Raw genomic sequence first — 13,608 nt, 5'->3', positions numbered from 1 at the left:
CCCATCTATAGTCAGTGACGAACTTCCCTATCCTCACCAATTATTATTTTTATATTTTCGATAATAATTCACTTGCCGCATGAAGAGGTATAGTTTACGTTTCAAATGCTCGTCCCTCTTATAAAAGAGTGGATTTGCATACTTACCTGCCCGTAACAATTGCTTGATTTCTTGACGGATTTTTTCATTTCCTACGAATTTCTTTAAGACGATTTTCGGAACAACCGTAAAGAGGAACTTCTCGTCAAGCAAAGTCAATGGCTTTTCCACTTTATAGATAAGATCGTCAACAAAATTCTTCGCCATATTGTGTCCGCAAGATGTAATGTAATAACTTGAGCGACCTTGACGGATGTTCACTTCAAATACTTTAAACTTCCCGTCACGATGATCATATTTCAAATCAAAGTTCGCATACCCCACATAATTTAACGCTTCTAAAAACCCTTTGAGCTTTAACATCATCTCTTCGTTGTAGCGCGTAATGACAGCTGTATAATTACCGATTGCCGTCACGGTATGCTCCTGCAAAACGACTTGACCAAAAGTAATTAACTCGGTATTCCCTTTACTATTCACGTAAAATACTGAATCCCACATGTATGTATCGTCACCAGGAATGAAGTCTTGAATGATTAAGTCATCCGTGTAACCACTTCTCTTAATCGTCTCGATAACAGAATTGATTTCTTCATATGAATTGACTTTGTACACCTTTTGCATGCCTTCAAATGGGTGTTTGTAATACTGAACTCCATTACTCGGCTTAATAATGACGGGAAACCTCACTTCATCAGCGAACGGTTCCGTAGACAAGCAAGAATAAAAGTACGTTGCCGGTGTATCAATTCCGTGTTCTGCACATAATTCATAAAAATTCTTTTTCACGAGCAAGTTGTTCATTAACGGCTCATCAATATAATTGAACACAAAATCATCTTGTAACGCTTCACGGTTTTCAATGATCAACCGTACATACAAGTCGTTCGTACCGACTAACAGCAACTGCTTATCAGGGGTTTTATACTTCTTAGCCACTTCTTTCAGGAAACTTGCAAACACATCACGCTCTCCTAACTTTGCATTCAGTTCAATCGCTCCAGGGATTGTACTCAATGTTGTAAACGAAAGCGGTTCTTTTCCAACAAGTATCGGGTTGATGCCATATGCTTCATGAAAAGATATAGCCATATTGTATGCATTAATATCTGTTCCGACGATAATCGGGATGAATGGGTGATTTTCCATGATTTCCTCCAAAACCTTTTCTCATACTTAGTGTAGAGTTCCTGTTTTTCGATGTCAATAAACCTGATGTCCCGTTCAATTTCAGCAGCGCAATGAATGCCCAAACACCCTAGTGCGCATATCACTCTTGCACAAGATAAATCGGGTCATTAATTGGCCAATTAGAGAAATCCGTAATGACGCCATCCACACCATATTTATGGGCTTTAGCTAAAAGCCTTTTGTCCTTTTTGGACCATACGAGCACTTTTCCGCCTTGGGCATGGATTTTATCAACCATTCTTTTGTTTATAAATGAAACATTAAAATTGATAAATGTTGCAAATGAAGTAAGGTCCTCAATACTTGTTGCAGACAAAAATGAATCCGTCGGACGAATCAATACACCCACTTGCAAGTCCGGCAACAGCTCATGCATTTTTCTCATCGATTCAACATCAAAAGATTGAAGTATAATCGAGCTGACATCTTCATATCCCAACAGTAACGTGGCGACTTTCTCTTCTATCCCCGGATATGCCTGCGGATTTTTCAATTCAATTAATAAACCGACTTGATGGTAAAACTCCTCTAACAATTCATCTAGCGTCATAATTGACTCGCCAGCAAACTCTTTACTATATGTACTCCCAACATCTAATTGACGTAATTCAGCTAATGTAAAATCACTTATGTAACCGCTTGCATTTGTCGTACGATCAACCCGATCATCATGCATGATAACCAGTTCACCATCTTTCGATAAATGAACATCACACTCTAAAAAGTCTGCCTGAAGTTCGACACCTTTCGCAAAAGCGGCACGTGTATTTTCTGGCGCGACACTCGAAGCGCCTCGATGTGCAAAGCTCAGCATATCTGGCATATGGACCTTTTTATCTTGCTGATTATAACCCGTGAGAAACAAAAGGCATGAACCGACTATTACGATAACCAAGACAGCATATTTCCTCATATACATCCCCTCAATTCCCCAATTTCTGTATAAAATCCGAATTATCTATAAATTATTTTAACACAGAAACATAGTCTTGAATACCCTCTACTTATCTATATGCAATTTGTCATAAAGATATTTCCGCATATTCCTTAATAAATAGTATTTTATTATATTTTTTAAACTACTCAACAGTAACTAGCTTATCGAAAAGATGATTAAATCAACATTCTACGAAATTAAGTTGTATGCGCTTTCACAAAAAACATTACACAAATCATCAAAATACTATTTACAAATCATTTTTATGCGTGATATATTGTATATCAATTCAGAGTAAGCTAGTGAAAGAGCACATTCCCACCGCTTTTTATCTGAAAATTATTTGTTTTTATAGAATTAGGAGGTTATCATATGTTAAGCAACCCTATCATTGCTACGACATTATTATTCGCACTCATCGCACTTGGGGAATGGCTTTCTATCCTATCCAAAGCAAGGATCCCAATGCTTCTTACAGCAATGGTCGGCTTCCTAGTTCTCGTCTGGACTGGAATTTTCCCAAACGATATTCTCGATAAATCGCAATTCCCCGCATTAGGAGCAATCCTCATCGGGCCAGCTATTTTACACATGGGGACCATGATTCCATTTTCGTTGTTAAAAAGCCAGATAAAAGCCGTAATCATTGCATTAGGTGGCGTCATTTTTGCAGGAGTGCTCATTTTACTTATTGTTCCTCTCATCTTCGATTATCCAACTGCTGTAGCAGGTGTTGGTCCAATCAGCGGTGGAATTATCGCTTTGATCATCACTTCCGATAAATTGACTGAACTTGGAATGACAAGTTTAATTGTAATTCCTGCACTCATCGTTGCCTTTCAAGGCGTAATGGGCATGCCGTTAGCGTTGAATTTTATGCGCAAATACGCACTTGTCATGCAAAAAGGTATGGATAACGGAAGCTTTACTCCTAGTCAGACAGATGCAGACGAACAAGATGCAGAGAAAAAAGACTCTACAAAGAAAAAAATCAAATCAACCACGACACTTAAACTGTTTTATGTATTTCTAGGAGCTTCCATTGGCGTTGCACTTGGAACTGTAACACCCATTCACTATAGTTTGTGGTGTCTCGCAATTGGGATTATTGGATTAAAAGTAGGTTTGTTAGAACCAAAAATGCTGGAAAAAGCGAATTCATTCACCATTACAATGATTGGGATCGTATTCGTCGTCATCGGAACAATGGGCGGCGTCACACCTTCTCAAGTACTTAGTAATTTACCAAGCATTTTGCTTATCCTTGTTATTGGAACTGTTGGTATGGTCATTGGAGGATACGTCATGTCAAAACTGATGAAATGGCATCCATACAAAGGAATTCCTGTTGCGTTAACTGCACTATTCGGTTTTCCAGGGGATTATATCCTTTGCGAAGAAGTGAGTAGAAGCATCGCTCGGAACGAAGAAGAAGAAAAAATCATTTTTAATGAATTACTAGCTCCGATGTTAATTGGTGGGTTTACAACGGTGACTGTTGCCTCTGTTGTCATTGCAGGGCTATTGATTCAAACGCTATAATGGAGGGATATGAATGAAACAAACAATTATTCGAAACGGATTACTCATTGACGGCAATGGGGGTGAGCCTAAACAACATCACATAGTGGTTATTGAGGGCAATACAATTCGATACGTTGGTGAAGAGGCGTCGTTTCTAGCGACGGGTGAAGAGGTTATCATTGATGCGCAAGGAGGAGCAATTCTTCCAGGGTTCATCGACACACACGTTCATATGATGATGGAATTTTCACCGATTGCAGAACGGTTAGCGACCCCTTTCTCGTACATGTATTACAAAGCTGCACAGTACTTGAAAGCAACTTTAGATGCAGGCGTAACCTCTGTTCGTGATGCACTCGGTACGGATTTAGGCGTTAAAAAAGCAGTTGATGACGGTTTGATTCCTGGACCGCGATTACAACTAAGCATTAACGCACTCACCATTACCGGTGGACATGGAGACGGCTACACAGTTTCCGGGAATACGTTAGATATTTTACCTTCCAATTATCCAGGAATGCCACACGGTCTTTGCGACGGAGTGGAAGAAGTGCGGAAAAAGACACGTGAAATGCTCCGTGCAGGTGCAGAAGTCATTAAAGTCCATGCAACAGGCGGTGTGTTAAGCGCAACAGATCATCCAGAATTCACGCAATTCTCTTTGGAGGAATTAAAAGTCATCGTAGAAGAGGGCCAGTTTAGAAAAGGCGTGAAAGTAATGGCGCATGCACAAGGTGCGGAAGGCATTAAAAATGCGGTCCGAGCTGGCGTGCATTCCATCGAACATGGAATTTTCATTGACGATGAAGCGATTGAATTGATGTTGGAAAACGGAACATTCCTTGTCCCTACATTACTTGCACCCGTTGCTGTGTTAGAAACAGCAGCACAAACCGGCATGCCAGATACAGCTGTTCAAAAGTCTAAAGAAGTTATTCAGCATCATGTAGAAAGCTTTAGAAAAGCGTATAATGCGGGTGTGAAAATTGCGATGGGTACCGATGCTGGTGTGATGAAACACGGAACAAACCTACGGGAACTTGGCTTAATGGTCGATGCAGGCATGACACCAATGGATGCGATTATCACTTCGACAAAAAGCGCTGCAGAGTGCTTAGGTTGGGAACAGCAAGTCGGAACACTTGAAACAGGTAAATTAGCTGACATCATTGTTGTAAAAGGCAATCCACTTGAAAATATCCACTCATTAAGTAATAACGATTTGATTCAACTTGTCATGAAGGACGGCAAAGTAGAAAAAAGTTTATTATAAAAAATGGCCATTAAGGAGAGGTTCCTTAGTGGCCATTTTTTAAACTTGGATTTGCAAAGCTTGTTGCAAAGAACTGTACGTTTGAATAGCGGTAAAATCCAATCCTAACTGGACACTCGTTTGAGCGATTTCAGGACGAATTCCTGTCAATGTCGATTCAATTCCAAGCAAGTCAACAATTTGCGTCAATTGATAAATGTGGTTTGCAACCATCGTATCAATTAATGTAACACCTGACAAATCAATATATAAGTGCTCGACATCCAATTCAACACATTTACGAGGTACATAATCCAGAATTGATTGTACCCGGGTCGTATCCACGTCACCAATAATTGGTAACACACCAATTCTGTTCGTTAACTTGATAACCGGGGCATTCAATTCTTCAATCAAACTTTGCTGAGCAGTCAGCCTTGTATGCATGAGCTCATCGTATTTCTTTGAAAACTCAATCATCAATTCATCAAATGCAAGATTGATTGCGTTGCTCCAATACATAATATCTGAGCGAAGGATCTGTTCACCTTCTCGATCGACAAATTCATTTACATAATTCCAAAAGATATGGCGGACTTTACTTAGCGCTTCCTGCACTTCGTAAATAGGCGTCCGACTGATGACTCTACTATGCGCAACATGAATCGCCCAGCTTTTCTTGTTTTCATCAAATGTTTCTCGACTCGTCAACAAGCTGCTTGCAATCGTAATATTCGTCCATTTGTTTTGTTCCCGCAGCATCTCTTCGGTTTCGTCACCAGCATCTTTTGAATAGATCGACCCTTTAATCGGCTTGCGCGCGGCTAACCACTCATCCGTTATTCCATTGATGTGTGCATGTAAAAAATCAAACAATTTCTGTGTGTTTTCTGACACCAAATCCCCTCCTCCGTACTACCACAAACATCGTTATTTTGTATTGTACCATATAAAAAGGATAAAAACGGATATCCCATGTTGGAATATCCGTTCAATCTCGATTAATTCAGGACTTTAATTTTCACTTTTTTTACGCCCCACTCCATTGCACTTTCATACGATGGAATAAAAACATCAATTTTATTTCCTTTGATTGCGCCACCTACATCACCTGCAATTGCTTCTCCATAGCCCTCAACCCACACTTTCGTACCTAAAGGAATGATGGATGGATCGACGGCAATTACTTTCTGATTTGGATTAGAGCGTAAATCAATACCAGTGGCTGTGGTCCCCGAACATCCCGTGCAATATGCAGTATAAGCGGTCGCAGTAACGGTCATTTCTTTCCCTTCAGTAGCAGGTGGATTCGCAGCAACTTGTTTAGCAACAGGTTGCTTTTGGACTGGTTTAGGAACAGTAGAAGCAACCGTCACCGCCTTCTTCTCTGGCACCTTGAGGTTATCCTCTACGCCTTCATCGGAAATGACAAGTTCATCTCCCGGATGTATTAATTCACTCGTCAATCCATTCATACTCATTAACGTTTCTAATGGAATGCCATGATTCAAGGCAATCCGATACAGATTATCCCCATTCTCCACAACATATGTGATTGGTTCCGGCTTGAGCAGTTCCAACGGTGGATAAAGATGAGGCATCGTTCCAATCATTTCCTTATCAAACGGAACCTCTTTTATAACAGTATTCTCTACATATTCTTCTATCGGGGATAGTTGTTCAAAAATCACTTCCATCATACTTCTCTCTGAATCATCCATGTCAATAACTGCGGCATGTGTACTCATACTATATGAGAACAACAAAACTGCTGTAGCGATTAGTAACTTACTTTTCATAAACAAGTATTGCTCCTCTCTTACAATTTCTCACAGTATTGTCCAAAAACTTTCAAAATCAAACATCAACTACACAAAAAGAGACAGATCTTTCGAAAACAACTGGCAATCTGTCAGTGTAAGAGAGTCAATTGAGGTTTACATTGCACAAGAAAGGGCAAAGTAGTAAAAACGATGAACCGAGGTGCATTTGTAATGAAAATTGGAAAGTTGATAAAAACAGCCATTAAATGGGCACCTGTTGTTTATCCATTTGTGCGCAAATTCATGTCAAAAAAGAATCAATCGAGACTCCCACTTAGCAAACGCTCATAACGCAAAAGTTGGGACACACTTCAAAAAGCATGAAGGACATTTCACCTTCATGCTTTTTATATCGTTGGATTCTGTATGGCATGGCATCTTCGCATAAGATTTTACACATATGTGAATACTAGTTATGACGAATAGGGAGGTCATGCAAATGAGCGCGGAGGGTAACCGCAATGATGTGAAAGAATCAACGTACAATAAACTGTTGTATTTGGAACATCCCGAGAAAATCGCTTCTAATCGAATGAGTTTATTTGATATGCATGAAGATATGCAAACTGTCGATACAATTCATTTGGATAATATGAAGGAAGATTTACGGAAAGAGCGTATCCACAAAAACCCGCGTCCCTGACAGTCAATTAAAAGCCGGCATATGCCGGCTTTTTTCATATTGGGCAAATTTCGTATACCCTTCTCCCCAACTGCATTTCCAAAAAACTCATTCCATACTACTAAACACAAAAACATTAATATAAAAATAACCAACTACATTTTGCTAACATAGGTGTTTTTAACTATTTTCCGAAAAACGCAAAGGATACTCTGGATATCCCACTTTAATAAATACACATAAAAACCTTATTATATAAGTATTTAACGAACAACGCAGCAATTCACCTTCCGCAAGAACATACAGCTAAACTCCTGCTAAAAATCGCCACCCCTAGTAACATACTATCAATTTCGTAATAATACATAAATTCAATCTTTTATTAATGTTTTATATATGTATAATTAAAACTAGACATCTAGACAAGCTACTTAAACACCATCGAGAACCTGCGCAAATTTCAGGAGAGGAGAGAAGGTGTTTTTTTCTATGTCAAAGGGGTGGGTTCTAACAAAAAAAGGGAGGAAGAAAATTGAAGAATCGCAGACGAATAAGACTATTTAGTATTGTCGCTACATTTCTAATGGTATTTTCGTTGATGTCACCTGGATTTGCTGCTAGCACTTCAAAAGTGAATAAGCAAATACATCATGCAATGAAAGACTCAAATGCCCTTGCACAAAACAAAGTAAGCGATCGACTCCTTCAAAGTTTTAAAGATGAAGAAATGGTTACGTTTCTCGTCAAATTTAAAGAACAAGCAGATTCAGAAAAGATTGCATCTGCAGCAAAAGAACAAGCAAGCAAACAAAAACTAACTGGCAAACAATCCGTCTTACTGACAAGATCTGCTGTCGTTTCTGAATTGAAAGCCACTTCATTGGAATCACAGCAAAATGTTTTGCAATTTCTTGAAGCAGAAGTTGAAGCAGGAAATGCAAAAGACCTTACATCTTACTATATCGTTAACGGTTTGGCAGTAACCGCAACGAAAGATATTGCTGAGAAGGTTGCAACTTTCGCAGAAGTTGAAAAAATACTTCCAAACGAAACACGTCAACTTTTCACAACGAAAACTGAAAATGCAACGACTCCTACTTCGGGCATCGCAAACGTAGAATGGAACGTTGAGCGAGTCAATGCACCACAAGTTTGGGGTATGGGCATTGATGGTTCTGGAACAGTTGTCGCAAGTATCGATACAGGGGTTCAATGGGATCACCCTGCACTTAAAGAAAAATATCGCGGGTATAATGCAGCAACAGGTGAAGTAAATCATGACTTCAACTGGTTCGACGCCACCGCAGGACGTTCGGCTGCGTATGACGATCATGGGCACGGAACGCATGTAACGGGCACAATGGTAGGTAGCGAGCCAAATGGTTCAAACCAAGTCGGAGTAGCTCCTGGTGCGAAATGGATTGCAGTAAAAGCATTTACAGCCAATGGTGGAACTGATACTGATCTATTAGCAGCAGCACAATGGATTCTAGCTCCAACTGATGCGAACGGGAATGCGCGTGTCGATTTAGCACCTGACGTTGTTAACAACTCATGGGGTGGCGGCCGCGGTTTAGATGAGTGGTACCGTGACGTCGTTAGAAACTGGCGTGCAGCAGAAATTTTCCCAGAATTCTCTGCAGGGAATACGACGTTGTCAAACCCAGGTGGCCCTGGATCAGTTGCAAATCCAGCAAACTATCCTGAGTCTTTTGCTACAGGTGCAACAGACATTAATAATAAGGTAGGAGGCTTCTCGCTACGTGGTCCATCACCTTACGGGGAGATTAAACCAGATATTTCTGCTCCGGGCGTAAACATTCGTTCTTCTGTTCCGGGTGGCGGCTATGAAGGTGGATGGAATGGTACGTCGATGGCAGGGCCAGCTGTATCGGCAGTCGCAGCCATGCTTCGCCAAGTGAATGCGAATATTTCTGTTGATGAAATGGAGCAAGTATTACTAAATACTGCAACAGCGCTGACAGACAACGAATATCCGACTTCTCCAAACCATGGCTATGGTTACGGACTTGTCGATGCTTATGAAGCAGTTTCTTCTATTGTGACAGGACTTGGTACGTTAGAAGGACAAGTGACAATCCAAGGGGATGATAGCGAACCACCAACATTCGATCACACTGCCCCTGTTGAAACGTATGAAGGTATGGATTTACAGCTATCCATTCAAGTTGCAGATAATGTAAGCGTATCTTCAGTAATGATGCATTACTTGGATGGAAACGGTCAATGGGCTGCACTAGAGGCCGTTCGTTCTTCTGGTGATTATCTAGCTGGTCAATACAACGTTACAGTTCCGGGAGATAAAATCTCTGGCAGTGAATTTATCTACAAATGGATTATCAATGATTTTGGTAATAACGAAGTAACTAGCCCTGAGTATACTGTCCAAGTAAAAGCTGGTATTACAACTGGTTACTTTGAAGACTTCGAACAAACACCAAATGGCTGGGTATCTTTCGGAGACATGAACAGCTGGCAATGGGGCGTTCCGACTTCTGGACCTGGCAATGCTGCATCTGGAGAAAAAGTATACGCCACGAACCTCGCTGGGAATTACGATAGTCGAATGAATGCAACACTCGTAATGCCTCCAATCGACTTGCCTGAAGGAAATAGTTACCTTCAATTCAAACACTGGCATAACTTTGAACAATCTTCTTCCGGAAGAGCTTGGGATTATGGACATGTGTTCATTTCAACAGACATGGTCGAGTGGACGCAACTTCTTATGGTCCAAGGGGCTTCCAATGGATGGTTAGACGCTGAAGTAGATTTGTCAGCTTATAGTGGTCAACGTATTTACATCGGCTTCAATGCGTTTTCAGATGGTAGCGTTGTTCGTGAAGGCTGGTATATTGACGACGTCGCTTTAAGCGGCACTTCTCAAACTGGGAATGTTTCAATCCAGCCGATTAAGAACACTTTCGGCTCCCAAAGCGGATTAAGTGGTATGAAGAACAATAATAAACTAGGTGTTATTGTGGAGAAAGGGAAAGATGCGCTTGAAAAACCGATTGACCCTAAATCCATTAAGCCAGTACTCCCTAAAGATGACGTATTAACACCACCGACAAATGACGGGCATGTCGGTCCTGTACTTCTACCGCTAGGTGCTCAAGTGAGCATTTTAGAAACAAATCGTTCTGTCTATACGAATCCTGCAAACGGAAAGTATAAACTGACTCACGGTACAGGAACATTTACAGCGAAAGCTGAAGCATATGGTTATCAATCAGCAGAACAATCCGTCACAATCAATGCAGACGAGACGACAACTGCAAACTTCACGTTAGAAGAATTAGCGCAAGCTACACTAAGCGGCACAGTGACTGATCAATCAACAGGTGAACCGATTGCAGGTGCAACCCTTCTACTCATAGAAGACGCTAACATTACGCCTGTCGAAACGGATGCATCTGGTCAATACGCAATTACTGCTTACGAAGGAGATTACACGTTGAAAGTCGTAGCACGTGGATACCACGGTCAAGAAGCAGCAGTTTCGATCGGTGACCAATCCATATACGACTTTGCATTAGAACCTTTCTTCACATATCCTGGCGGTGAAATCGGGTACGATGATGGAACAGCTGAAAACGCACGAGCATTTTACGATGCTGGAAACGGCTGGGGTGTGAAAATGTCACTACCTGAAGGAAAAGATTCCGGAATCGTCTCTGAAGGAATTTTCCGTTTCTGGGATACAGAATGGCCAGTTCCTGGTGGTACTGCATTTACTGTAGAAGTTTGGGATGCAACGGGCGCAGATGGAACACCTGGCAAAAAGCTTGCTGGTCCAATTGATGCGCAAGCAAAACGGAATGGCGAGTGGACAGTTGTAGATTTAGCAGAACACAACATCGCAGTTAACGGCGATTTCTACATGGTCTATGGCCAGTCAGCGCCAAACCCTTACGCACCAGGCTTAGCGACAGATGAAAACGGACCGAACGCAGGTAGAAGTTATCAGTACGTTGGCGGTGCATGGGCTCCTGCTCCGACGAATGAAGGGAATTACATGATTCGAGCACGCGTCAACTACGAAGTGTTCGAACCAGTTATCACTTCCCCTCAGTCCGGAACAGTGACAAACAAACAAGCAATCACGATTGACGGCAAGGCAACTCCAACAACTACAATCACTTTGCAAAACAATGGCACCGAAGTCGATTCAGTTGTTGTTGGTGATGACGGCAAGTTTTCATTTAACACAACACTTACTGAAGGTGAAAATGAATTCACAGCTGTTTCTTCATTAGACGGTCGCGTCACAGGTACTTCAAGTCCGGTTACAGTCCTTCTGGACACACTGAAACCTGAATTGACAATCGACAGTCCTACAAATGGCGAAAAAACAAATCGCGAAACAGTGACAGTCACCGGAAAAGTATCGGACGCAAATCTTGAATCCGTCACAGTTAACGGACAAAAGGCTACTGTTACAAACGGCACGTATTCAAAACGAATTCTCCTTGAACAAGGGGTTAATGACATCAAAGTCGTAGCAAAAGACGCAGCTGGTAATAAAAAGACGCAAAAAGTCTCCATTACAGCGCACTACAACGCACCAGAAATTTCAAACCTAACACCTGCTGAAGATGTTCATTTAGTCACTGGTAAGTCCGTAAAAATCGAATTTACAAGTGATGAAGGACTAAAAGGAAGCTTCATGATTCATATGCCATTGACAAATGTCGGTGGACGCAACGAAGTGACAAATGCTACCGAATTGCCAGTAAGCGAAGTAGCACCTGGTAAATATGTCGGCTACTGGACTGCACCATTAGGCGTTACAGCTGATGGCGCAAGAATTGAAGTAAAAGTAGTCGATAACTTCGGAAATGAAGCTAGAAAAGTAGCAGATGGAAAGCTATTCATTAATGTAGAATCTAATTAATGAGTAAGGTGACGTAAAACTCGCTAGCAGAAAGTCTCGCTAAGCAAATAAAGACTGTCCAGAAAGTCCGTGAAAACCGACCTTCTGTGACAGCCTTTTTGCTTTTTATTCAACTTTAAGTAAGGACAGCTCGCCCCTATGTATGTATCAACTTAATGTACCTTCTGTGTATAATGCCATTTCAAATAATACAGTATGCCCGACTTATCTACCCAACTAAATTCAATTAATTGATCATCAATTAATTGACGTAAATCATCTACTGAAATCCACTTTATATCTTCAGTATCATCCCCTTTATCATTCAGAACCTCATTTGCCTGACATCTAAAATAAGCACCTAATGAATCAACAGGACCATTTGTCGTTTGATAAATCGCAAGTGGCCTCACAGCTTCAACATTCGAATTTTTATCATGCGTTTCAATTTTGGTTTCTTCCCCAAAAATCTTCGTAATGTGAAGTCCTGTCTCTTCATGCACTTCTCTTTTTAACCCTTCAAAAAATGACTCGAATTCCTCCAGCCTTCCCCCCGGCAACTCATAAGGTGTATTTTTCTCATTCGCTTTAACCCTTTTTTGAATAACAATTTCAGTTCCTTTAGGACCATTTCTTTCAATTATCCCTCTAACATTTACGTGTATCATTCAAGTCCCCCCGGTTATGTACGATGTGTGCGCCAAGCTTCCGCAATAATTACAACGAATACAGTTCTAGAATCTTGTCCATGGGTAATTCACTAGCGTTACTCATATCAACAAAATAAGGCAACTGCTCTTTTTGAGTTTTCATCGCTTGCTTATTTGTCGGACTATCCCAACTAGGATAAACCCTTATTCCCATCTTCCCTTCCGTCGAACTTGACCTAAGAATATTCTGTTTTAGTAGAACTTCTTTCGGAAAAATAAACTGTCCAAACTCGCTGTCATTTTTAAAAGTAGTAATAACGAATAAATCAGGTGCTTCGTCATATGAATAAGGTTGGTTTTTATTATTCTCATCTTTTTCCCAACATGCAACAAACTGCCCTACTTTGTTTGGTGTTATATTTGCAACTCGAAAACGAACTGTTCTAGAAGATAATTGAAAGAGTCCACCACCATATTTAGCATTGTGCTTTTCTTCTTTAATCGACTTTACACGTATGTGATTCGGCTCGTATATCACTTTACTTACATAAGCTAATGCTTCATAAAAATCATTCATTCTTCCACTCCTCAAATTCCTGCAGTAACCCCTTTT

At 40.8% G+C, this 13,608-nt stretch carries 10 protein-coding genes; 4 read left to right on the top strand and 6 right to left on the bottom strand.

The features are described from left to right. Positions 1–33 precede the first annotated feature (33 nt). Together NRI27_RS15675 and NRI27_RS15670 are read right to left on the bottom strand one after the other, a co-directional pair. Positions 34–1,248 (bottom strand): carboxylate--amine ligase, encoded by a 1,215-nt coding sequence (locus tag NRI27_RS15675; protein ID WP_317945807.1) that lies wholly within the window; start codon positions 1,246–1,248, stop codon positions 34–36. 121 nt (positions 1,249–1,369) lie between these two features. Continuing rightward, entirely contained in the window at positions 1,370–2,203 is an 834-nt protein-coding gene (locus NRI27_RS15670; protein ID WP_371391573.1) for a glycerophosphodiester phosphodiesterase, read from the bottom strand. A 396-nt stretch (positions 2,204–2,599) separates the two neighbouring features. Between NRI27_RS15670 and NRI27_RS15665 the strand changes: the two genes are divergently transcribed. After that, complete coding sequence (locus tag NRI27_RS15665; RefSeq protein WP_371391572.1) at positions 2,600–3,769, top strand: hypothetical protein; 1,170 nt, start codon at positions 2,600–2,602, stop codon at positions 3,767–3,769. A 13-nt stretch (positions 3,770–3,782) separates the two neighbouring features. Continuing rightward, positions 3,783–5,024, top strand: a complete 1,242-nt coding sequence (locus NRI27_RS15660) for a metal-dependent hydrolase family protein (protein WP_371391571.1) — start codon at positions 3,783–3,785, stop codon at positions 5,022–5,024. Positions 5,025–5,063: 39 nt separating this feature from the next. Here the strand turns inward: NRI27_RS15660 and NRI27_RS15655 are convergent, their stop codons facing one another. Together NRI27_RS15655 and NRI27_RS15650 are read right to left on the bottom strand one after the other, a co-directional pair. Further along, on the bottom strand, positions 5,064–5,900 hold the full coding sequence (locus tag NRI27_RS15655; protein WP_371391570.1) for an STAS domain-containing protein: 837 nt from the start codon (positions 5,898–5,900) through the stop codon (positions 5,064–5,066). Between the two features lie 104 nt (positions 5,901–6,004). After that, positions 6,005–6,802 (bottom strand): 3D domain-containing protein, encoded by a 798-nt coding sequence (locus NRI27_RS15650; protein ID WP_371391569.1) that lies wholly within the window; start codon positions 6,800–6,802, stop codon positions 6,005–6,007. A 463-nt stretch (positions 6,803–7,265) separates the two neighbouring features. Here NRI27_RS15650 and NRI27_RS15645 point away from each other — a divergent pair, with 463 nt between their 5' ends. Continuing rightward, on the top strand, positions 7,266–7,469 hold the full coding sequence (locus NRI27_RS15645; RefSeq protein WP_371391568.1) for a hypothetical protein: 204 nt from the start codon (positions 7,266–7,268) through the stop codon (positions 7,467–7,469). Positions 7,470–8,031: 562 nt separating this feature from the next. Then, complete coding sequence (locus tag NRI27_RS15640) at positions 8,032–12,366, top strand: S8 family serine peptidase (protein ID WP_371391594.1); 4,335 nt, start codon at positions 8,032–8,034, stop codon at positions 12,364–12,366. 152 nt (positions 12,367–12,518) lie between these two features. On the opposite strand, the gene NRI27_RS15635 is transcribed toward NRI27_RS15640, so the two are convergent. Both NRI27_RS15635 and NRI27_RS15630 read right to left on the bottom strand, forming a co-directional pair. Continuing rightward, positions 12,519–13,013, bottom strand: coding sequence for an NUDIX hydrolase (locus tag NRI27_RS15635; protein WP_371391567.1), 495 nt, complete (start codon positions 13,011–13,013; stop codon positions 12,519–12,521). Positions 13,014–13,062: 49 nt separating this feature from the next. After that, positions 13,063–13,572 (bottom strand): MepB family protein, encoded by a 510-nt coding sequence (locus NRI27_RS15630; protein ID WP_371391566.1) that lies wholly within the window; start codon positions 13,570–13,572, stop codon positions 13,063–13,065. Positions 13,573–13,608 lie beyond the last annotated feature (36 nt).

This window comes from Sporosarcina sp. OR05, from assembly GCF_041414805.1.
GTDB classification, from domain to species: Bacteria; Bacillota; Bacilli; order Bacillales_A; family Planococcaceae; genus Sporosarcina; species Sporosarcina saromensis.
This window is presented reverse-complemented; position numbering and strand designations above follow the sequence as displayed.